Origin of the sequence: Paramicrobacterium salitolerans (genome assembly GCF_051513965.1) — a bacterium.
In the GTDB taxonomy this organism is placed as follows: Bacteria; Actinomycetota; Actinomycetes; order Actinomycetales; family Microbacteriaceae; genus Paramicrobacterium.
In genome coordinates this window covers 659,970-681,000 of the sequence record NZ_CP195847.1, presented here as the reverse complement: position 1 = coordinate 681,000, position 21,031 = coordinate 659,970, and the positions used below count along the sequence as shown (strand labels likewise).

Below are 21,031 nucleotides of genomic sequence, written 5' to 3'. Positions count from 1 at the left end.
GGACTCTCCTGCGCGTGGCCAGCTGCGCGCCGCGAGCGTTAGGGGCATGACTGCTATCACAACAACAGAGAGTCCGTTGTCTCCGCTTCGGGCCGTGTCCTATGTCCGCGTGTCCACCCTCGATCAGGCCCACCACGGGGCTGAGCCGGAGGGGCTGTCGATCCCAGCGCAGCGGGAGGCGAACCGACGGCGGGCGTTGGAGATGGGCGCGCTCATCGTCGCCGAGTTCGTCGAACGCGGACGCTCGGGCAGGTCGATCGAGCGGCCAGAGCTGCAACGGATGCTGGAGTACATCCAGGATCGTCCGGTGGACTTCGTGATCGTGCACAAGATCGACCGCCTCGCCCGTAACCGCGCCGATGACGCAGCGATCACCAGGACCATCCAGAACACCGGTGCCTACCTAGTCTCCACGACCGAGGCGATCAGCACGACCCCCTCCGGGAAGCTGCTGCATGGGATCATGGCATCGATCGCAGAGTTCTACTCCCAGAACCTCGCCACCGAGGTGATGAAGGGAATGCGACAGAAGGCCATTCACGGAGGAACGCCAGGGCGGGCACCGCTCGGCTATCTCCACGAGCGTCAATTCACGGATGGCCGCGAGGTCCGCGCCATCACGATCGACCCGGAACGGGCCGAGCACATCATCTGGGCTTTCCACTCCTACGCCACCGGCGAGTGGAGCGTCACCCGCCTCGCCGCAGAGCTCGAGACCCGCGGGCTGACGACCAGACCTGGACCGAACACCCCCAGCAGGACCGCTGACAGTGAACGGGCTGCACCGGCTGCTGCGTCGCCCCTATTACAAGGGCGTCGTCGTCCACAACGGCATCGAGCACCCCGGACGACACGAGCCCCTGATCGACCCGGTGACCTGGGCGACCGTGCAAGACATCCTCACGTCCCGTCGTAACGGGGAACGCTCACGGGAACATGACCACTACCTCAAAGGGACCGTGTTCTGCATCGAGTGCGGCAGGCGACTGCTCGTGCAGCACACCCGCACCGGGCACGGCCACCACTACGAGTACTACGTGTGTCACCGCCGCCGCGAGGCTACCTGCCAGCAACGCAAAGTCCTGCCCATCGCCGAAGTCGAGCAACGGGTCGAATACCTCTACCGGACGATCGAGTTGAACCCCGGCCAGCGTGAACGCATCGAACAGATCGTGCTCGCCAAACTCCACCGGCAACAGGCAGTCAACAACCAGCGGCTCCAGGTGATCGCCATCGAGGCCCAGACGGTGGAGGCGAATCAGGCCAAGCTGCTCGAGGCATACTACGCCGACGCCATCGACCGAGAGGTATTCCTCACCCACCAGCGACGACTCAACACCGAACAGGCGAATCTCGCTCGCGAGAAGGCGAAGCTGGAGTCGGAGAACACCGAGATCCGCCAGCGCGTCCGTGACGCCCTCGACCTGCTCCAAGACGTCCAGGCCACCTACACGAACGCGTCCGTCACGGTGCGCAAGCAACTCAACCAGGCCATCTTCTCCGGGATCTTCCTCGGCCCCGAACGCGGCCAGATCCGCTCCGAGCTCAACGAGCCCTTCGCGACCATCACCCAACCCGGATAAGACCCCGGAGACCCTAGTCGCCTTAGTAGAACCACCCCGGCTGAGAGACAAGGAGAACCTACTCGAGCTCCCCCACACTGCCCATAAACATGCCGGTCAGCACGGGTTTTCCAGCGAGCCCGGAGACGCGTGAGGCCGCCCTCTCGGGCGGCCTCACCAGCGTCGATTGCGCTTTTGATAAGAGCAACTGGGTGGACGCGGGTGGACTCAAACCGAACACCTGGCAGAGGTTCGAGCAGCTGAGTTCCGCGTGGAATCAGGCGAAACTCCGTATCGTTGACGAGCCAGACGGCGCCACTGACGACGAGCCGGGAGTCGTCGCGAACCCTAGGAGACGGGCTAGAACACCCCTGACGGAGAGCCAAGTGGACGCTATCCGAACTGCACGCGCGAACGGCGAGAGCGTAATCTCGATCTGTCAGCGGTTCGACGTGCATCGGATGACCGTCTGGACTCACACGAGAGACTTGCTGTGACGTCCCCTCGTGCTGCACACCCGGAGCGCCCCGTGCACAAGCTGCGGCACACGAGCGTTGCTGAGTCCAGAAGCTTGTCGTCTTCACTTGCGATAATGGCACCGTGAAGTTCAAGCGCCGCAACCTCGAAGCTCTTGCTGACCTCATCGTGGGCAACACGGGCCGTGACGACGCTGAAAATGAGGACGAAGCCAAGTACTTCCCGTATCGGTCCAGCATGTACATCACCGAGTTCTTCCAGGAGCTGGAAACGGAGTACCAGCATGACGGTTCAACTCGGCACCGCTGGGTGGCAGATGTGTTGGAACAGATGCTGGCCGGGCCGCACGACGGACCCAACCGCCCGCCAGAGATCTTCTGCCGCCTCATCGACCAGCTGATGAGCCCGGCCGATCGGCTCAACGAAGGGTCCGACCGCCCTCGGGCGCTCGCGCAACTCAATGAGATTCTTGGCCGCGAAGGTTTCGAGGCGTTCTATGGCGAGGACAACCACTGCTACCTCCGTCATGTCGGCACCCAGACCGTGACCATCCTTGCCGCCAACCCCCACCGCCCCTTCAGCAAGGCTGAGCTGGAGCGACGGCAGCTCCTGACGGCGTACCTCGACCAGTGCAGCGAGGATGACCTCATCGAAGAGGTACTACTCCCGATGTTCAGGCAACTTGGCTACCACCGCATCACTGCCGCCGGGCACAAGGACAAGGCCCTGGAGTACGGCAAGGACATTTGGATGCGCTACACCTTGCCGACGCAGCACATTCTCTACTTCGGCATCCAAACGAAGAAGGGCAAGCTCGACGCTTCGGGGGTAACCAAGACGGGTAACGCCAACATGGCTGAGATCCACAACCAGGCGCTCATGATGTTGGCACACGAGATCTTCGATCCCGAAACCAACCGTCGGGTCTTGGTCGATCACGCCTTCATTGTCGCGGGTGGCGAGATCACCAAAGCAGCCCGCAACTGGCTCGGCAACGCTCTCGACGCCCACAAGCGCAGCCAGATCATGTTCATGGATCGCGACGACATCTTGAACCTCTACGTCGTCGCAAACTTACCGCTGCCAGAAGGCGCGTTGCCACCAACGCCAAGCAGTCCGTGGTCAACGAACGCCGAGACTCCGTTTTGAAACACGATGGTGTTTGCCCGCGGAATCGGCGCGACGAAGGCAGATTGATCTAGGCTGGCAGCCTCGGCGGGCTAGCAGAATCGAAGCAGGAGTGTAGTGAGCAGTCACTTTCAAAAGGCAGGTGAGTTCCTGCGGGATGCTGCAGAAGAGTCTGCTCGACAGATACTGAGCGATCATCATGATGACGGCCACATAAGAGGTTTCAGCAGCGCTGCTGGTATAGCCTTGCGCCAAATTCAGGAGAAGCTTGATGCGTACAGAGAACAGATGAAGGGTCCAGGCCTGTCCAAGTCTGAGCAAGCGAGTTACGCTCAATTGGACGAGCTGAAGTCTGAGATCGAGGCGGAATATGACCGCTATTGGCGAGGCAGCGGCATTGACTGGAGACCTCTGAAGCCGGTCGCCAAGGGCATCGTTAAGCGAGCAAGCGAATCACAATCTGACGACTGAAGTGACGTCTCGTGTCGACACGAAATCTAGATAATCGCGTCCTGCATAACCAACATGTGATTCATGATCGACAACTCCTTGACCTTGCCAAGCCCGGGAAAGTGCTGACGCTGATACAGATCGCGGAACCCGTCGATTCCTAGGTTAGTAGGGAGCGCCCTTTCGTCAACGAAGTCGATGAGCTTCTCGAGGGCCTCGAAGAACTTCCCAGCCGGGTCATCCTGAGTCTCGTTGCTATCGGAGCAGAAGTGCTTCAGGCGGACGACATCACCTGATTGATAGGTGAAGTGGATAACCACGGCATAGGCGGGACCGCCTCCTGACTGAAATCCCCTACCAAGCGTGAGGAAGTCGCTGACGCCGAGGTAGCCTGCACTCTTATAGCCGGCAACGCGAGTGCTGAAGATCCCCTCTTCACGGCCGACATACTCTCGATTGCGCGGCAGAGAAGGAAACGGGTCGCTCGCCCAGACCACCGGAAGGCCTCCGAGGGGCAGACCATATGACGCCGGGACCGTCCGATCCTCGGCAATGTTCCATCGAACTCCGTGATACGTCGCCCCTTGCAGAGTCACGGAGAGATCCAGCTCATGAACGATATCGAGCGTGAACTGATGACCAGCGGCCCTGGCCTCACTGATCCAACGCGACATCGCCGCGTGATCAGCGTCAGCATTGGAGAGGACGGCAAGTCCGTGATGTTTGAGAAGATCGTTCTCAAGGTAGTAATCGCCAAGTGCTCTCCAACTACCCTTCGAACGTAGATCACCGACCGAAGGGTTAAGGACGAGGTCACAACTGGCCCCCTCGTCAGCTATCGCTCCCAGCCTGCGGGTAAAGAGTTCGTTTGGCGAGGCCACCGGCTCAAGAATCGGTACGACACGCGAAGATGCAGCAAAACTTGAGGCGCAGTTTCGAACAGCAAAGACCTCATGCTGCCGTGCCCTAAGCCTAGGCATATACATTTGCAACCTCCTGGTTCATCCAATCCTGAAGACTGGATATCTGCTGTCTCGTCGGATCGAGCTTTAAGACGGCGGGCCGCACCGGCTCAGGCAATCGAGCGATCAGTGACCGGCCAGCCCGTGGCTTTCGCTCTCTCAGCTGCTCGGCGACCGCGTTGTGGAAAACAAGCGGGTCCAGATTTCGGGAGGCTGCTAGCGCATATGAGAAAACCCGCGTGTTCGGGAGTTCGGGAACAGTAGAACCAAGAGCGGACAGAACTCTGAGATACTCTGCGCGACGAAGGGACCGCATTAAGATCTCTGAATCAAGAAGCTCACTTCTAAACTTCGCATCGCGGACGGTCTCCACGCGACCGTTCACATCAAGCCAGTGAAGACCAATAGTCTGGAACTCCGGGATTGCGAGCACTCGTTCCACTACGCGCTTTGATGCCATAACTGACACCAAGGGTGCGACTTTGCTGTAATCGTGTAGTTGACTTTCGAGCCGGGAAGTGTTGTCGAGGTCACTCTTGATCTCGACGGCGTGCAACGAGTCTGTCACGGCCAAGAAGTCGACGATGGATCGACCGACCCTGAACTCCGGCAGGAGAACGCCGCCGCTCCAAGGAATCATCTGACTGAGAACGGCCCTACGGTAGACAAGATCGTTACGGTAGTGGCGCGAGAGCCATCGGTCACAACGCCAGATCAGTGTTCGAACAGTAGATGCGCCAAGGGCTAGACCACTCTCAACAAGACTTGAAATGGTGCGATTCGCCAACTTCGACGCGGGGCCGTCTCGCATCGCAGAGCGGAGGACGGGTGCCGAAAGCAGTGCCGAGGCTGCTGCCGCCTGGCTTTCCACCACGCTCATGATTTGGCCTCGTTCGGGGGTCCGTACATCAGCCAGTCGAGAGTCACGGCCAACTTGGCGTACTGCGTGAGGTAGTAGGACTGCTGACGATAGCTTCGGTTGTTGTTCAGGTACTCTCGCAAGCCCTCACCGTCGCGGGTCTCGTCGAGCAACGACCAAGGGCGGCCAAGAATCCAGTCCTCTCCCTGACGGTCGAGCACATCTTGAAAGGTCTCACCGGGTGGGAGAGAGCGTTTCCCAAGGTTCTTGGTCTCTCGGGAGATATAGGAGTGAATTTTGGACGGGACCTCAACCTGCGGCAACAAGTCCCCCGCCTCATCGAGGAATCCACCTTGCCGGAGATGCTTCCAGTAAGGCACGTACCAGTTGCTCGCGAAGGAACTCCCGAACGCCTCAGTGATCACCTGGTCACTAGGAAGCCCGCGGTCTGGCGAACCGAGCACATCATCAACGAGGTCCCAGCGAGACAGGCCAATGATCCCTTTGACTGTCATCTTGGCGCCAACACCGAACACCACGTCAAGCTGATCCGAGGCCGACTCAATGTCGGAAACCTGCACGAGTCGACCGTCAGGATCGTTGCTTTTTACCAGTTCGTAAATCTGATTCTTGAGCTGACGGAGAACACGAGCCGGAAGAGCCCTTTCCTTCAATCCTAGGGCTCGAAAGACGTCGATGAAGTCAGGGACGACGATCTCAAAGGCCTCGATTTGGCCACCTTCGATCTGCACGGTTCGAGAACGAACCTCCGGGGAAGCTTCCGAGTCCCAGTTGACGAAAAGAAGGCGCTCCTTAAGCTTGCTCGCGTTGCTCCCGCGCATCGCCTTCACCAGCGAGCGAAGTATCTCCAGTACGTTGTTGTCACTCAGGCTATAACCAAGGAAAACGATCGGGTGCTCGACAAAAAAGGTCATCAGTTTGGCGGCAAGGTACGCATCTCGCTCTTGGAAGTCGTCGTAGTCCTCCCCCGTCAGAACGAGTGAGCGCGGCTGTTGCGACGACCCGTGAATCATGTAGATCTCCGCGATGCCTTGGGGATCAGCGAACAACAACTCATCTTGGCCGGTGAAGACGGTGTAGTCAGGGTAAACAACGGACATCAGCCTGTCGAAATTGGTCGTTATCACTCCTTCGACATTTGCACTCTGCAGGAGCGCGAATTCGGAAGCATACTCGGCCGTCGGCTTGAATCCTTCAATCGCTTCCTCGAAATACCTTGCTACTTCGATCTTTAAGGCTGATGAGGGATCAGTAACCTCAGTGCCATACCTGTCTCTCGAATCTGAGAAACGCTTATCAGACCACCACACTGAGTAAAACTCATTAGCTAGCAGTGAGGCGGTCTTGGGGAGATCGCCTGAAGCCAGGCCGCGGTAGTATTCGTACGGGTGGCTAGTAAAAGCAGCAAAGTGCCTTAGGAGGCCCTCCCAATCAGGCAGGTCCGCGTATCGCCTGGAAATCCCCGATCCGATAAAAAGGTACGGCGCAGCCATCGTCTTCAGATGAGAGCTGAGGAAGTCGTACGCGGTACCCATACTTCATAGGGTATCCTCCGCCGCCCTCGCGCGTGGTCGGTTCCGTGGTGCCCCGCCCAGCGGAGCACCATTCCTCCTGCCACAACATCGTCACCGAGTAGTTCTCCGCGTGGCGTGTCGTTGCGCCCCTGGTGAGGCCGATAGTCAGAGTCCACGTCGTGGTGTGCTGCGGACGGTCGATTGGGATGCTCTCTCATCATCGTGTCGAACACTCATCTTGATTCGCCGCAATGCGAGCTGTCCGACTCGGTACTCGGCCGCTTGGTCAGGGCCTCGGACGGCGTGCGGGTCGCCAAGCGGTGCCGGGCCGGTGATCTCGTAGCGGTCACGGTACAGCGCAACCGTGGCGGCGTGCGCCTCCCACCGCTCTAGTGCTTCGGGTCGTGAACTCGACTGCCCGAGCCGCGTCACCCATGCGGCTCCCGCTTCTTGGGCGTCGCGTACGAGTCCGCGTGCAGCGGCCTCGATGAGTGCCTGCCGCTCAGCGAGCGCGGCTCGCATGTCGTCTGCCATCGGCTCGGCAGGCGTCGGGATGAGTCCGGCGACTCGTGTTCTGGTTCGCTTGCCGGGCCGGAGCTTCTGATTGGCTTGGTCGACCATGTCGGCGAGCTGCGCGGCGGGGTCGGCCTGGTCTTCGCCCGGTGTGAGCTTCGGTGCGAGCTTCGGTGCGAGCGCGGTGAGCGCGACCGCTGCGAGATGCCCTGCGGCCTCGTGGCGCGCGAGTGCGCTCTCCAGGTGCTCGTAGTAGGGGCTGGTGAACACGTCGTCGGCCACGTTCTCGGGGAACGGTGCGACATCGAGGAGCGTTGCCCATCGAACGGTCTGTGCTTCGCGGGCGAGCACGTCGTACTCGGCCAACAGCGTGGACAGGGAAGCGTGCCGGTCGACCTCGAACCTCAGAGTTTCGGTGGCGGAGAGGTCAGCATCAGTGCGTGCGAGCACCTTGGCGAGCCGGTCTGTCACGGTCAGAGGTTCGGGCTGATCGAGATGTGGCTCGATCTCGTACGGGTCGGGAACGATCACATAGGCGTGGTTGCGGTGCTTGCCGCGCGTCATCGCCACATAGAACAACTCCCTCGATGAGGCTTCGGGGTCAACGAGCGCGTGCACGGTGTCGACACTGGCTCCTTGCGCACGGTGAACAGTGGAGGCGTAGCCGAGTTCGAGTTCCTCACGCACGTACTTCGCAGGCAACACGAGGGCTTTGCCGTATGGCTGGTCGCCGCGCCCCAACCGGCGCACAGCGAGCGAGCCGTCGTCGTAGCGGCGGGCGACCTGCCAGCGGTCGCCGTTCTTGACCCACGTCCTGCCAGTGGACAGGCGGCGGTCGTTGAGCCGGGTGACGACGAGATCGCCGACGCCTGCGGTGGTGCCGTCGTGCAGACGCACACCGTCGGCCTCGACCTGCCCGGCTTCGATCAGATCAGCGCGGGCACGTTCGTTGAGCTGGGCGACCATCTCGCCGGTACCCGCGATCATCAGCGTGCGTAGGCCCTCGACGCGGTCGGTGCGCCATGCCTCGTAGATGCTGTCGAGCATCGTCTCGGCGTTGCCGTCGAGCAGCCTGCCGCGCCCCTGGTACTCGTCAAGCGCATCAGTGTTTCCGTGCCGCAGTCCGAGGCTGGCGGTCTTCTCCCAATCGTTGGCGAAGCGGCGCACATCCGTCAATTCGGGAACCTGATCGCGGTGGCGGAAGAGCATCCCGAACGCCCCGCCCGTCTCGACAGCGCTCAGCTGCGCCCAGTCGCCAATGAGCACGACCTTGGCTCCGACCTCGGCGGCGTGCTCAGTGATGCGATCCAACGCGAGAGTTCCTGCGAGGGAGGACTCGTCCACGAGCACGAGCTGCCCGGCGGTGAGGTTCCAGCGTCCTTTGGCGTTTTCGTAGAGGAACTTCGCGGTGTTCTCCGCCCGCACACCGAGCGAGTCGCCCAGCACTTCGGCAGCAGCCGCCGACGGCGCGAGGCCGATCACCGAGTCGCGCCCATGCGCGGCTGTCCATGCCCGGTGGAGCGCGCGTAGCGCGGTGGTCTTGCCGGAACCGGCGGGGCCGACCAGCAGATCGAGGCTCAACCTGGAAAGGGCGATGCGGGTGATAGCGACGGCCTGGTCGGGGTCGAGGCGGACGCCCCTGATCTTGCGCGAGGTGTGACGCGCGACGAGCCGCGCCGTGAGCGCAGGCCCACCGGTGCGCTGGCTGTGCGCGAGTAGGCGCTGCTCGGCATCGAGGATGTCCTGGCTGGAGTACGCGATCTGATCGACCGGCTGGAACCTGTTGCCCTCGCCCTCGACGTAGTGCGCGGGTACGGCACGGTCGTAGTCCGGGGTGAGCCGGAGCGATTCGGCTTCCGCGTGCGCGACGATCTGATCGAGGACCTGGAGACGGTCGCCGGTGGTTGCGAACCGGATGCCCATGATCTGCCGCATCGTCTCGGCGTGCAGGTTCCATCGCCCCCAGGTTGCGCGCCTGTTCGCTACCTCCATCAGCACCACGGATGCGAGATCCTCGATCTGCTCCGGCGCGAGATCGTCCGCGCGCAGTCGGGCGTCGGTCGCGCCCCGGTGGAGCAAGTGTTGCGCCCAAGTCGGTGCGTGCTCACCAAGTACGACCTCGGCTCGCGCACGCCAGTCGGCGGTGAGGTCGGCCAGTGAGTGCAGTTCTTTCTCGGGCCTGGTCTCCAAGGTCGCCTGCTGGCGGAGCTTCGCAATCGTCGCTGCCGAGGGTTGCCGCCCGCGCTCGGCAACGTACTGCTCGATCAGCCGGTTCTTGACCTGCTCGATGCCCTCCGCGCCGTCACCCCCTCCGGTCGTACGACGCGAGAACTCCGCGATCAGCGCCGCCGGAACGCCCTCAATCTCCCAGCCGGTGTTACGGTCTTTGCCCCGGTCGACGGGCACCCACGTCACGTCGAGCAGCCGCGCGGTGTGGTCAGTGACAAAGGCGTTATAAGACTCCGAGAGAGCAACAGCCGCCTTGTGCAGTCGGCGCGAATCGAGGGTCCGCCAGCGTCCGTCCTCGCCCTGCACCTTGTTCGACACGACCACATGGGTATGTAGTTGCGGGTCGGCGGCTCTGCTGTCGTAGTGGTCGAAAGCGGTGGCGATCACGCCCGCGATCGGCATCTGCGCGATACCGCCCGCGCCGACACGGGTTGCGGCGGCGCGATCTTCCAGCAACGCGATCGTGTCGCGCATCGCGGCGTGATGCGCCTGCGCAATGAGAGCTTGCGTGCCCGCGTCGGCCACGCCCCAGATCGCGCTGACCGACTTCGATGGTGAGAACGTCAGGTCGAAACCTGCAACGGCAGTGCGCGGCTTCTTCGCAACCTCTTCCTCACGGATGCGCTGCACCGCCTCTGCCCGTGCCTCACCTCGCAAGTCGGGCTCGAGTCGTGCAACGCGCGCCGCAATCCGCTCGCGCGGGGCTTGCAACGAGGGGAACCTCTTGCCGAGCTTCTCACCGGTGACCGGGTGGACGCCGTCACCGAGCAGTCGGGCCAGGTGTTCCTCGGTCACCGTGCCGCCCTCGGCCAACGCTGGGCTGCGTCCGTCATCGAGGCTCATCAGGCCAGTGCCGACCCACGTTCCGGGCGGGTTCCCAGTCTCGGTGTAGTACCGGGTCAGCGGGCTGCTCATCTCCCGGTCTCCGTCACCGACAACGACTGACTTCAGCAGGTACTCGTACCCCTTGCCGGACGACATGACCCGGATCGTCATCACCACAATGGCCCCTCCCCGAGACCGTCACGGGAGGAGCGGTCTCGGGGGTCAGGTGCGCGCGCAGCGCGCGGCCCGCACTCCTAGTGCCAGACGTGTGGAGGGTGGATGAGCTGTCACAACAGGTGAGGTCGCAAGGCGCAAGGACGTCATCGGGTAGGCTAGGAGTCATGTCAGGTGCTTCTGCTGCGGCCGCTGCCGCTGTGACGAAGACGCTCCGCTAGCGGCGGAACGTCCTCTTCACTTTCTTTGATCTCACGTTCCGTCGCTTGATGGTCGGTTCGGTGCGACACATCTCGTCGCCCGATTCTTCATTCGAGCAACGGAGTTCTCTGTGTCTTTTCGCACCTCATCATCGCGCCCTGAGCATATCTCGACCGCGCGATCCTGGGCAGCACTCGTGTGCCTGTCCGTCCTGCAATTTTTCATCGCCGTTGATGTCACTGTCGTCAACGTGGCGCTGCCATCAATCGGCGATGATCTTGGCGTTGATCCGCGCGGCCTGACGTGGGTTGTCGTCGGATACACCATCACCGGCGGTGGCCTACTCATGCTCGGTGGCCGCTTGGGGGACGTCTTCGGTCGCCGCCGCCTTCTCCTGATCGGCACCGCGATTTTCGGAGCAGCCTCGATGATGGCAGGCTTCGCGGAAACCTTCGCGGTGCTTGTTGCAGCCAGGCTGTTCCAAGGAGTAGGCGAAGCCCTCGCCCTACCAGCTGCAATGGCAACCATCGTCCTGTTATTTCCCGAGGGAAAGGCTCGTACCCGAGCGTTGAGCGTCTGGGCGGCAGTTGCAAGCTGCGGTCTCGTCTTGGGATTCGTACTCTCGGGAATCATCACCGAGCATCTCGGTTGGCGATGGGTCTTCCTCATCGCTGTCCCGTTCATCCTGTTCGTGCTGATCGCCACGGTGATCCTGCTGCCACGCGACCGAAAACAGGAGCGCGCACCGTTGGATATCCTCGGGTCGATTCTGTTGACAAGCGCACCTCTACTGTTCGCCTTCGGGATTGTGGAGGCCGGAGAAGGAATGTCTTGGCTGCCACTCGCTGCCCTAGCGGGGGCACTCGTCGCGGCCATTCTGTTCGTCAACGTAGAGCGGCGAGCACCGAACCCGCTGATTCCTCCGGCCTTCTTCCGCAATCGGACTCGGGTGCGAGCGAATCTCGCGACCGCGTTGCTGAGTGCCGCGCTCTCAACATCATTCCTACTGTTCACGTTCTATCTTCAGGATGAACTCGGCCTTTCCCCGCTGGAAGCCGGACTACTGCTTCTCCCGCTTGCTGTGGCGCTGATCGTCGCGGTGACCGTCGTGCCCCGGCTGATGGGGCGCTGGGGAGCACGCTCCTGCATCATCGCGGGTCTCGGCTTCGCGGGGGCAGGCATGATCGTGATCGCTGTCGCCGCGCAACTCGATGCCCCCGCTTGGGTATTGATCCCGGCGATGCTCTTCATCGCCGCAGGCATGGGATTCGGACTCGTCGGATTGCAGTACGCGGCAGTCACCGGAGTAACCGACGACGATGCCGGAGTCGCTTCTGGCGTGCAGCGGGCCGCAGACCAGCTTGGCGGGTCTGCTGGCGTCACGGTCTACGTCGGTCTGGGGTTTGCCTCGATCGTTCACGGAGTATCGCCCTATCTACTGAGTAGTGGGCTTGCGATCATCGGCCTGTGTGTCGCAGCCTTCGTTGCCCGACGAGTTGCCGTCTCCGATGAATACACGACAGAACAGGGGGCGAGCACGCCAGCGTAGTTAACCCAGCAGAGCGACTGATGAACTGCCCTGTGGTGACGTCAGGCAAGTCGCCAGAGAGGGTTGGACCATGGTTGCGGTGCGAGCCGATTATTGCGCGCACCGCAACCATGATCCAACCTATGGCCCCGGCGGCGTACGACTGCGTCAAGTTGATCGTCGTGCGCGACGGTTCTGCGTTCTTATTCAGCGAGTTCGGGCAGGAACCGGTCAAGATCGGTGACGTGATCCTGCTCGGTGCGAACGTGCTGTGCGGCTCGGAACCCGAGGGCCATATCACGGCCACCACTCTCTATCTCGATTTCGACTACGTACTCGACCAAGTGCGCTGGCAATACGCCGGGTTCCTCGAAGACCGGCTCGACGCCCAACGGTTCGCTAACACGATCTACACCGAACCAGCACAGATCCTCCGACTAGGTGAGGATCGTGCCCAGATGCTCATGCCGTGGCTCGACGAACTCGTCGCGCTCAGCGTCGACGGGGACTTCGTGACCCACTACTACCGGATACAAGCCCTGTGGTTCCAGATCATGCACGTAACCGCACCGTTCATCACGGTCTCTCCGGTGCGCATCTCACACTCTCAGCGGGCGCACATCCGGCCCACTCTCCCAAGGGATCGCCGCTTCGCACCCCTACGTATCGAGATTCGCCATGCCGCCACACTTCTGCGGGAACAGCCTGCACGTCGGTGGACGCTTGACGAACTTGCCGCCGAGGTTCACTTGTCGCCGTCGCGGTTATCCAGCGTGTTCGTGGAGGCGTACGGCAAGACCCCACTCGCGTTCCTGACGATGGTCCGCGCCGAGCAACTCGCCAAGCTCTTGCGGGAGACTGATCTGACGGTCGGTGCCGCGATGCAGCGAGTCGGCTGGCGCTCCCGCTCGCACGCCACCCGACTGTTCCGTGAGTACGTCGGTGTCACTCCCGGTCATTACCGCACGATGGGTGCGCAGACTGTCTGAGGGCTGTGCCGGATCTGCCAACTCTGTGCCGCTTCTCTTAGATCATCGGTCTCCCGCCGCCCAAGACACGGATTGGGCTGGTAGGCCGGTAAGGACTCGTCGGGTTTTCGAGAAACTTGACGGTCACTGTCTCGTCTACTTGTCCGTCTCCCCTTCTTGATCCTCCCGACGTACCTCACGGTCGTACGGCTACTCGCTGATGAGTGGCCTCGGACGGAAGGAGGTCAGACGATGGCTGAGGTACACGACGCTGATGCGGCGCTGGATGTGATTGCACGCCGAGGCTCGGCGGTCGCTGTGATCTTCTCCAGGCTCGGCGAAGGCGTGCCGCTACCTCTCGCCGCGCGCGAGCTGGCACAGCTCGGTGTGCCGGTGTTTCCGTGTGTGCCGGGCGGGAAACGCCCGATAACCACCCGTGGCTTCCACGAGGCGACCACCGACGCCGCTCAGGTGGTGTCGTGGTGGCGGCAGCGACCGGCTGCGAACCTTGCCATCCCGACCGGTGCGGCCTCAGGGCTGGTCGTCGTCGACATCGACGTGCACAAGGTCGATGGGTACGTCGCGGCTAGAAACGCGGCGCGCTCGGAGGTGTTGCCGGAACCGTTGGCCGTCGTGACGACGCCGACCGGCGGCAGACATCTGTACTTCTCCGCAGTTGCGGAGCATGAGCAGCGGTCGTGGCAGGTAGGCCGGGCGGGTATCGACTTTCGGGGCGATGGCGGCTACATCATCGTGCCGCCCTCGCAGCGCATGGTCGACGGCCGTCGGATGCCGTACCGGGTCGAGAGCGTGGCCGCTGGCCCGGTCGCGCGCCTGGACGCGCAGCGGCTGCGCCACTTCTTCGATCCGCGCCCGAAGTACACCACTGTGGCCGCACCGCCGGGTGGCTGGCCGCTGGATGTTGCCCGGCTTGCCTCACACGTCGCGAACCGGCCCGAGGGCGAACGCAACCTCGGGCTGTTCAAAGCCGCATGCCGCATGGCCGAGCACGGTCACTCACCCAGCGAAGCACTCGATGCGCTCGGCCTGGCCGCGAGCCAGTCCGGGCTGGGCGAGCACGAGATCACCCGGACGGTCGGTTCGGCGTATCGCCACGTCAGCACCTACGGGCCGCGTCGTCGCGCCCCGGTACGCCAGACGGCTATTGCTCGTGACGAGTTGCCGGTTGTTGCCTCGGCGAGTGGTCGGGGGCTGTGATGAGCACGCGACGTCCGGCCTGGGGTTGGGCGGTGGTGACTGCTGCTACCGGCACGGTCTTGATCGGCATTGGCGCGTTCTGGCTCTCGTTCATGGCACTCGCCGACCTCGCCGCCCGGTCGGGTATCGCTTCGGGGCAGGCGTGGATCTGGCCACTGCTGGTCGACGGGCTGATCGTGGTCTCGACAATCGCGGTCGTCGCGCTCGATGGTCGCCGAGGTGCCTGGTACCCATGGGCGCTACTGATCTGCGGGGCGCTCGTGTCTGTGGCCGCGAACGCGCTGCACGCGGTCGTTGCTGCCGACGCCAGCGTGCCCGGCATGCTCGCCGCGACGGTCGCGGCGGTGCCGCCACTGGTGCTACTGGCCAGCACGCACCTCACCGTCGTCCTCACACGCTCGGCCACCGTCCCGCGAAGCAGCACGGCTCAGATACTCGGCGAGCTACCAGCCGCAGCCGAGGCAAACCCAGCACCCGAGTTCGAGTCCAAACCCGACGCCAAGCCGGAGGCCGAGCTGGTGCTTGGTTGGGACTGCTGAAGGTTTGGTTGACTCGTTTCCTTATGCCGCCAGTGTGACGGACGTCTTCATTATGCTCTCGAACTCGATGGGTGTCATCTTGCCCAGTCGGCGTTGTCGGCGTCTGCGGTGGTAGGTGCCCTCGATCCAGGCGACGATCGCCATTCGCAGGTGCTGCCGGGTGGCCCATTTCTGGGTATCGAGGATGTTCTTCTGCAGCAGGGCGAAGAACGATTCCATCGCTGCGTTGTCACCGGCCGCGGCGACTCGCCCCATGGATCCTTTGAGCTTGTGACGGGTGAGGGCGCGCCGGAATTTGCGGGATCGGAATTGAGATCCGCGATCCGAGTGAACCACAACACCGACGGGGTTCCCGCGGTGGGCGACAGCCATGTTCAGCGCGTTCACCGCAAGTCTGGCTTTCATGCGTTTATCGATCGAGTAGCCCACGATCCGGTTCGAGAACACGTCCTTGATCGCGCACAGATACAGCTTCCCCTCCGCCGTCTTATGCTCGGTGATATCCGTCAGCCAGAGCCTGTCCGGCTTCTCGGCGGTGAAGCGGCGTTCCACGAGATCGTCATGCACCGCAGGCCCTGGTTTGGAGTACTTGCGTTTCCGGGTCGTGAACACGCTTCTGATGCTGTTCTGCGAGCACACCCGCCACACACGCCGCTCCGACGCGGCGAACCCGTCAGCGGTCAGCTCGTCAGCGATGAACCGGTAACCGAAGCACAGGTCGTCCTCGTGCACGTCGAACGCGGCGTTGACCAGGTGGGCGTCGTCCCAGTCGCGCTGCGACACGGGCTCGGCGAGCCACTGGTAGTACGCCTGCTTGCTGAAGCCGAGGACCCCGCACGCCACCGCGACCGGCACCCGCAAAGGGGTGCCGGCCGCGGCAAGGTCGCGGACGAGCGGGAACATCATTTTTTCGGCATCGACCCGAGCTTCAGATTCGCCTGAGACAGATACGCCGCCGCGCGCCGCAGCACCTCGTTCTCCATCTCCAGCTCCTGGATCCGCTTCATCGCCTGCAGCATCTCCCGGCGGTCCTCCGGATCCGCCGACGGGGTGAACCCTCGGTCCTCGAGCTCAGCGTTCTTCACCCACACCTGCAACGCAGATTTCGAAACGCCCAGGTCACGAGCGACCTGCTTCTGCGTCATCCCCTGCGTAAGCACCAACGAGACAGCGTCCCGCTTGAACTCATCCGTGTACTTCGTCGGCATGACAGCCATCCTCCCAGCGCAACCTCAAAGATCACGCGGTCCAGGAGTCAACCAAACCTTCAGCAGTCCCGTCGGCGTGAGCGCGCCATGCAGCTTCGGGAGGCCGGCTGGTCGAACAAGGCAATCGCCGACGAGTTGCAAGTGCATCCCTCGACCGTGGGCCGTTGGTTCACCCCGCCAGTCGAAGAACCGGAAACCACCACAGGAATGGAGACAACACCATGAACATCGACCCGCAAGAGCAGGCACGAGCGTACGAGGAGGTGCGCGTCGAGGATGGGCCCAAACCAGACATGCCGGAAGACCACCGCGAAGTGCGGCAGGTGCCCGAGGCGGTCGCCGCTGCCGACGCCACCAAACGCAAGGACAACACGGTCGAAACCGCCGCGACTGACGAGCTCAGCGATGCAGCTGAGGCGGCGACGGTCGAGCGGAAGTTCGAGGATCACCGGGCGCGCGGGGTCGAGTGGGTGCGGCCCACCGATCTGATCGCCCGCAATACTGCGTCATTGGCCGGGCGGGGCATCGACATGGAGGTCGAGATGTCGCGCAAGGCCCGCGCGCCATTGGCGGACGGGCTGAGGAACCTCGGCGACCGAGCCAGACAGCTGTCCCCGCTGTCGGCGTTCGGGCACAGTGCCCGACACCACGCTCCGACGCGCACTGCGGTCGGGAAGTCGTGAAGCGGTGATCACCGATGACTCGACAACGAACGCCCGACCACCCCCAACGCAGATGCCCGCTGCGTGCACCTCGCTACCAGGAGGTGCCATCATGACAACCCGCACGACCTTCCGTGAACCGGAAGACTTCACTCGCAGCGAGGGCTTGCGTTCCCTGCTGAACCGGCTGCACGAGAGCGGCCCCGGCGCGTGGCAATCCGATCCGGTCGCCGCTGACCTGATGGCCTACGCCGCCGAAAAGTACGGGGCGCTGGCCCGCAAGCACGGCCTCGACCCCTGGGAGGCAGCTTCAGCCGCATTCGACGTGATGCGCACGAAGGCCGCGCGTACCGCGAATGACCCCTGGGGCGTGGTGACCCACGCGGTGCGCATCACCTGCATCGCGGAGGAACGCGGTCAAGGCCTGCTGTGTTCGGTGCATCAAGCCCGACGCCCACACATCTCCGCGTTCCACGACGCCGAGCGGCTGTCAGATCGGGAGAACCCGCTGACGGACTATCACTCCGCATTCCACGTCACCGACCCCGACCCAACCGGCCCCGACGAACCGGTCAGTGCCACGGCGTGCTGCTCGGCAGGATCGGCGGTGGAGGACGCGATCGCGTTGTTCACGCTGCTGGGTTGGCCCCCGCACATCGCACGCGCCGGGGTCGAGCACGTCTGCCAGGCTCTGGCCGGTGCGGGGAGCCGCCAGAGCGCCTATGAAACGCTACGTCGTGACAAGCACGCCCGCGCCCTGCTGGACGTGAACGGCACCGCTTGGACGGCACTGCTGAAAGCGCTACTCGGGCACCCCAGCCCGGCCTACGCCGTGACCGCCGCCGGGCGCGGCATCCTGCTCAGGCTGCTGATCGGCGAGAGCCTGCGCGCGCTGCTGCGCGACGACGATCTCGTGCTGATGATCTCCCTCGCGGCCCCGAAACGCGGGGGCCGGTCATGAGCAGGCGCACCGGACACATCGAACTGGATCGCACGGTCGACTCGATCATCGTCGGCAACCGACACCGTAGCGACCTGGGCAACCTAGACGCGTTGGCCGAGTCCATCGCCCGCGACGGACTCCTGCAACCGTTAACGGTCACCATCGACGGGGTACTGGTGTGCGGCGCTCGGCGGCTGGCCGCGATCAAGCTGCTCGGCTGGCGCACGGTGAACGTATGGGTGCGCTCGGGCATCTCAGGCAGGCTCGGGCACCTGCTGGCCGAGCAAGACGACAACCTGCTCCACAAGGCCCTCACCCCAGTCGAGGCAGCTGCGCTCTACCGCGAGCTGAAAACCCTCATGTCCGAAGACGCCGCGCGCAGGCAGGCAGCAACACGATTCAGCGCGGAGAACCAACCCGGAAACGACGGTGCGGGAAACTTTCTCGCACCGTCCGAGACCACGGGCCGCGCCAGCGAGCAAGCCGCTGCGATGATCCCTGGCGGTGCGTCGTACAAGACGCTCGACAAGATCAACTACCTGCGGCAGGTCATCGACAACCCGGACGTGCCCGCCACCGTGCGCGGCGACGCGGCTACCGAACTCGAACGTATCGACGCCGGTAGCCCTGTGCATCCCGGGTACGAGCGCATCCGTGCCACCGTCGCCGAAACTACAGGCGATAACACCGATCTGGAGGCACTCGCACGAGAGGCTGTCGCGCGCACGCAGGCGGCGCAGACCATGCCCGCGCCGGTCACCTCCACAGGGCCCGATGCTGCGCGGTGGCCGGTACGCGCATTCGTCGCCACTTGGACGGAACTTGCCGACTGGTGGACGCATTACGACGCCGGGGTGCTGGCGAACGACCTCACCGATGAGCAGATCGCCTCGTTCCTGGCGACCGCTGACAGCACCAGCGCGTTCGCCGACGAACTGCGCGCGGCGCGGCAGTCGCTGAGCAACCCGCGCAGGCACTTGCGGGCGCTCTAGCTGTATGAAGTCCGAAGGTTTATTACGACGTTATCCAGTTGAGATGCTGATGAGAGTCCACCACCTCTGCTGTGGCGGCGGTGGTAGTTGTAGTGGATGTTCCAGACACCGATCGCGACAGAGCGCTCGTCTTTGCTGTCGAACTCGCGGGCGTAGAGCAATCCCTCGGCCAGGATTCGCTGGTAGCGCTCCACTTTTCCGTTGTGAGCGTGGTTCATCGGCCTCGCCGCCCCCGTGTGGAGTGGGTGGGGCGTGAGTTCTTTCCGGTCTTGACACTCGTCCTGGGCGACGTCCCGACAAAGAGGCGAGCCCAGTGTTCTGCTAAGAGGTCTTTAGGCAGGGAAGAGGGAGAGACCCCCTCGTCCCTCAACAACTGCTGCACTCCGTTTCGGCCTAGCGAGCCGACTACATTCGTTAAGATCTCTGCTATGCCCCGGCCTCTGCCGGTGAACACATCGTGGACGAACTGGCGGTAAGCCTTTTTTGCGTCCAGGCTAAGTAACGGCTGCGGGCGACGAGTCATCGTCAAGAGGCCACCGTCCACGCTCGGGGCTGGCTGGAACGCCGTTCGTGGCACCCGGCCATGCATACCGAAATCGATCCAGGGCCACCACTGCACGGTCATCATGCTGCTACCGCCAACACCAGCACGCCGGCGAGCTACTTCCCATTGCACGAGCAGAACCACCTGGGTCCAATTCTCATCGTGTAGCAACTTGCGGAGGATGGCTGTGGTCAGGTGGAACGGTACGTTGCCGACCACCACATGCGGGTGACTCGGCAGTGGCCAGTCGAGGAAATCCGCATTGGGGGACTGCTGAAGGTTTGGTTGACTCGTTTCCTTATGCCGCCAGTGTGACGGACGTCTTCATTATGCTCTCGAACTCGATGGGTGTCATCTTGCCCAGTCGGCGTTGTCGGCGTCTGCGGTGGTAGGTGCCCTCGATCCAGGCGACGATCGCCATTCGCAGGTGCTGCCGGGTGGCCCATTTCTGGGTATCGAGGATGTTCTTCTGCAGCAGGGCGAAGAACGATTCCATCGCTGCGTTGTCACCGGCCGCGGCGACTCGCCCCATGGATCCTTTGAGCTTGTGACGGGTGAGGGCGCGCCGGAATTTGCGGGATCGGAATTGAGATCCGCGATCCGAGTGAACCACAACACCGACGGGGTTCCCGCGGTGGGCGACAGCCATGTTCAGCGCGTTCACCGCAAGTCTGGCTTTCATGCGTTTATCGATCGAGTAGCCCACGATCCGGTTCGAGAACACGTCCTTGATCGCGCACAGATACAGCTTCCCCTCCGCCGTCTTATGCTCGGTGATATCCGTCAGCCAGAGCCTGTCCGGCTTCTCGGCGGTGAAGCGGCGTTCCACGAGATCGTCATGCACCGCAGGCCCTGGTTTGGAGTACTTGCGTTTCCGGGTCGTGAACACGCTTCTGATGCTGTTCTGCGAGCACACCCGCCACACACGCCGCTCCGACGCGGCGAACCCGTCAGCGGTCAGCTCGTCAGCGATGAACCGGTAACCGAAGCACAGGTCGTCCTCGTGCACGTCGAACGCGGCGTTGACCAGGTGGGCGTCGTCCCAGTCGCGCTGCGACACGGGCTCGGCGAGCCACTGGTAGTACGCCTGCTTGCTGAAGCCGAGGACCCCGCACGCCACCGCGACCGGCACCCGCAAAGGGGTGCCGGCCGCGGCAAGGTCGCGGACGAGCGGGAACATCATTTTTTCGGCATCGACCCGAGCTTCAGATTCGCCTGAGACAGATACGCCGCCGCGCGCCGCAGCACCTCGTTCTCCATCTCCAGCTCCTGGATCCGCTTCATCGCCTGCAGCATCTCCCGGCGGTCCTCCGGATCCGCCGACGGGGTGAACCCTCGGTCCTCGAGCTCAGCGTTCTTCACCCACACCTGCAACGCAGATTTCGAAACGCCCAGGTCACGAGCGACCTGCTTCTGCGTCATCCCCTGCGTAAGCACCAACGAGACAGCGTCCCGCTTGAACTCATCCGTGTACTTCGTCGGCATGACAGCCATCCTCCCAGCGCAACCTCAAA

17 protein-coding genes and 4 pseudogenes are annotated in these 21,031 nt (G+C 63.0%); 13 read left to right on the top strand and 8 right to left on the bottom strand.

Translation table 11 applies throughout. The features are described from left to right. Positions 1-109: 109 nt before the first annotated feature. The 5 genes from ACSAGD_RS03255 to ACSAGD_RS03235 all read left to right on the top strand — a co-directional run bounded on the left by ACSAGD_RS03255 (position 110) and on the right by ACSAGD_RS03235 (position 3,638). Entirely contained in the window at positions 110-916 is an 807-nt protein-coding gene (locus tag ACSAGD_RS03255) for a recombinase family protein (protein ID WP_437584295.1), read from the top strand. Then, on the top strand, positions 873-1,583 hold the full coding sequence (locus ACSAGD_RS03250; protein ID WP_437584294.1) for a zinc ribbon domain-containing protein: 711 nt from the start codon (positions 873-875) through the stop codon (positions 1,581-1,583). Before ACSAGD_RS03255 ends, ACSAGD_RS03250 begins: the two co-directional genes overlap by 44 nt. A gap of 89 nt (positions 1,584-1,672) precedes the next feature. Then, complete coding sequence (locus ACSAGD_RS03245; protein ID WP_437584293.1) at positions 1,673-2,059, top strand: hypothetical protein; 387 nt, start codon at positions 1,673-1,675, stop codon at positions 2,057-2,059. A gap of 103 nt (positions 2,060-2,162) precedes the next feature. After that, complete coding sequence (locus tag ACSAGD_RS03240) at positions 2,163-3,188, top strand: hypothetical protein (RefSeq protein WP_437584292.1); 1,026 nt, start codon at positions 2,163-2,165, stop codon at positions 3,186-3,188. 96 nt (positions 3,189-3,284) lie between these two features. Further along, entirely contained in the window at positions 3,285-3,638 is a 354-nt protein-coding gene (locus ACSAGD_RS03235; protein WP_420733687.1) for a hypothetical protein, read from the top strand. Between the two features lie 26 nt (positions 3,639-3,664). On the opposite strand, the gene ACSAGD_RS03230 is transcribed toward ACSAGD_RS03235, so the two are convergent. From ACSAGD_RS03230 to mobF, 4 genes are all read right to left on the bottom strand, one after another. Next, entirely contained in the window at positions 3,665-4,603 is a 939-nt protein-coding gene (locus ACSAGD_RS03230) for a sce7725 family protein (protein ID WP_420733688.1), read from the bottom strand. Further along, positions 4,590-5,459 carry a sce7726 family protein gene (locus ACSAGD_RS03225; RefSeq protein ID WP_420733689.1) on the bottom strand — a complete coding sequence of 290 codons (870 nt, stop codon included), beginning with the start codon at positions 5,457-5,459 and terminating at the stop codon, positions 4,590-4,592. Before ACSAGD_RS03225 ends, ACSAGD_RS03230 begins: the two co-directional genes overlap by 14 nt. Further along, positions 5,456-6,994 carry an SIR2 family protein gene (locus tag ACSAGD_RS03220; protein ID WP_420733690.1) on the bottom strand — a complete coding sequence of 513 codons (1,539 nt, stop codon included), beginning with the start codon at positions 6,992-6,994 and terminating at the stop codon, positions 5,456-5,458. The genes ACSAGD_RS03225 and ACSAGD_RS03220 overlap by 4 nt, the downstream gene beginning before the upstream one ends. 144 nt (positions 6,995-7,138) lie before the next feature. After that, positions 7,139-10,696, bottom strand: coding sequence for a MobF family relaxase (mobF, locus tag ACSAGD_RS03215; protein ID WP_437584290.1), 3,558 nt, complete (start codon positions 10,694-10,696; stop codon positions 7,139-7,141). 469 nt (positions 10,697-11,165) lie between these two features. Here mobF and ACSAGD_RS03210 point away from each other — a divergent pair, with 469 nt between their 5' ends. The 4 genes and pseudogenes from ACSAGD_RS03210 to ACSAGD_RS03195 form a co-directional block, all read left to right on the top strand. Further along, positions 11,166-12,464 (top strand): MFS transporter, encoded by a 1,299-nt coding sequence (locus ACSAGD_RS03210; RefSeq protein WP_437584289.1) that lies wholly within the window; start codon positions 11,166-11,168, stop codon positions 12,462-12,464. 122 nt (positions 12,465-12,586) lie between these two features. Next, positions 12,587-13,432 carry a helix-turn-helix transcriptional regulator gene (locus ACSAGD_RS03205; RefSeq protein WP_437584288.1) on the top strand — a complete coding sequence of 282 codons (846 nt, stop codon included), beginning with the start codon at positions 12,587-12,589 and terminating at the stop codon, positions 13,430-13,432. 231 nt (positions 13,433-13,663) lie between these two features. Continuing rightward, entirely contained in the window at positions 13,664-14,629 is a 966-nt protein-coding gene (locus ACSAGD_RS03200) for a bifunctional DNA primase/polymerase (RefSeq protein ID WP_437584287.1), read from the top strand. Beyond that, positions 14,629-15,126, top strand: a pseudogene (locus ACSAGD_RS03195) (DUF2637 domain-containing protein); the annotation flags it as partial. The gene ACSAGD_RS03200 and the pseudogene ACSAGD_RS03195, both read left to right, overlap by 1 nt. 63 nt (positions 15,127-15,189) lie before the next feature. Here ACSAGD_RS03195 and ACSAGD_RS03190 read toward each other — a convergent pair. After that, positions 15,190-16,376, bottom strand: a pseudogene (locus tag ACSAGD_RS03190) (IS3 family transposase). 87 nt (positions 16,377-16,463) lie between these two features. On the opposite strand from ACSAGD_RS03190, the gene ACSAGD_RS03185 reads away from it, so the two are divergent. From ACSAGD_RS03185 to ACSAGD_RS03170, 4 genes are all read left to right on the top strand, one after another. Further along, complete coding sequence (locus tag ACSAGD_RS03185) at positions 16,464-16,601, top strand: helix-turn-helix domain-containing protein (protein WP_437584286.1); 138 nt, start codon at positions 16,464-16,466, stop codon at positions 16,599-16,601. Further along, positions 16,598-17,059: a hypothetical protein gene (locus ACSAGD_RS03180; protein WP_437584285.1), complete on the top strand. Its 462-nt coding sequence runs from the start codon at positions 16,598-16,600 to the stop codon at positions 17,057-17,059. Before ACSAGD_RS03185 ends, ACSAGD_RS03180 begins: the two co-directional genes overlap by 4 nt. Before the next feature lie 91 nt (positions 17,060-17,150). After that, a complete protein-coding gene (locus ACSAGD_RS03175; RefSeq protein ID WP_437584284.1) occupies positions 17,151-17,999 on the top strand; it encodes a hypothetical protein in 849 nt (282 codons plus the stop codon). Continuing rightward, complete coding sequence (locus ACSAGD_RS03170; protein ID WP_437584283.1) at positions 17,996-18,973, top strand: ParB N-terminal domain-containing protein; 978 nt, start codon at positions 17,996-17,998, stop codon at positions 18,971-18,973. The genes ACSAGD_RS03175 and ACSAGD_RS03170 overlap by 4 nt, the downstream gene beginning before the upstream one ends. On the opposite strand, the gene ACSAGD_RS03165 is transcribed toward ACSAGD_RS03170, so the two are convergent. The 3 genes and pseudogenes from ACSAGD_RS03165 to ACSAGD_RS03155 form a co-directional block, all read right to left on the bottom strand. Continuing rightward, positions 18,970-19,191 (bottom strand): integrase core domain-containing protein, encoded by a 222-nt coding sequence (locus ACSAGD_RS03165; protein WP_437584282.1) that lies wholly within the window; start codon positions 19,189-19,191, stop codon positions 18,970-18,972. The two genes, ACSAGD_RS03170 and ACSAGD_RS03165, sit on opposite strands and share 4 nt — an antisense overlap. Continuing rightward, positions 19,188-19,781 (bottom strand): annotated as a pseudogene (locus ACSAGD_RS03160) (ribosomal RNA small subunit methyltransferase A); the annotation flags it as partial. The gene ACSAGD_RS03165 and the pseudogene ACSAGD_RS03160, both read right to left, overlap by 4 nt. Before the next feature lie 34 nt (positions 19,782-19,815). Then, positions 19,816-21,002 (bottom strand): annotated as a pseudogene (locus ACSAGD_RS03155) (IS3 family transposase). Positions 21,003-21,031: the final 29 nt, after the last annotated feature.

Coding starts and splice junctions, on each gene's coding strand:
- ACSAGD_RS03245 (WP_437584293.1), top strand. CDS start 1,673: ATGCCGGTCAGCACGGGTTTTCCAGCGAGCCCGGAGACGCGTGAGGCC.
- ACSAGD_RS03230 (WP_420733688.1), bottom strand. CDS start 4,603: ATGTATATGCCTAGGCTTAGGGCACGGCAGCATGAGGTCTTTGCTGTT.
- ACSAGD_RS03225 (WP_420733689.1), bottom strand. CDS start 5,459: ATGAGCGTGGTGGAAAGCCAGGCGGCAGCAGCCTCGGCACTGCTTTCG.
- ACSAGD_RS03220 (WP_420733690.1), bottom strand. CDS start 6,994: ATGGGTACCGCGTACGACTTCCTCAGCTCTCATCTGAAGACGATGGCT.
- mobF (WP_437584290.1), bottom strand. CDS start 10,696: ATGTCGTCCGGCAAGGGGTACGAGTACCTGCTGAAGTCAGTCGTTGTC.
- ACSAGD_RS03205 (WP_437584288.1), top strand. CDS start 12,587: ATGGCCCCGGCGGCGTACGACTGCGTCAAGTTGATCGTCGTGCGCGAC.
- ACSAGD_RS03200 (WP_437584287.1), top strand. CDS start 13,664: ATGGCTGAGGTACACGACGCTGATGCGGCGCTGGATGTGATTGCACGC.
- ACSAGD_RS03185 (WP_437584286.1), top strand. CDS start 16,464: ATGCAGCTTCGGGAGGCCGGCTGGTCGAACAAGGCAATCGCCGACGAG.
- ACSAGD_RS03180 (WP_437584285.1), top strand. CDS start 16,598: ATGAACATCGACCCGCAAGAGCAGGCACGAGCGTACGAGGAGGTGCGC.
- ACSAGD_RS03175 (WP_437584284.1), top strand. CDS start 17,151: ATGACAACCCGCACGACCTTCCGTGAACCGGAAGACTTCACTCGCAGC.
- ACSAGD_RS03170 (WP_437584283.1), top strand. CDS start 17,996: ATGAGCAGGCGCACCGGACACATCGAACTGGATCGCACGGTCGACTCG.
- ACSAGD_RS03165 (WP_437584282.1), bottom strand. CDS start 19,191: ATGAACCACGCTCACAACGGAAAAGTGGAGCGCTACCAGCGAATCCTG.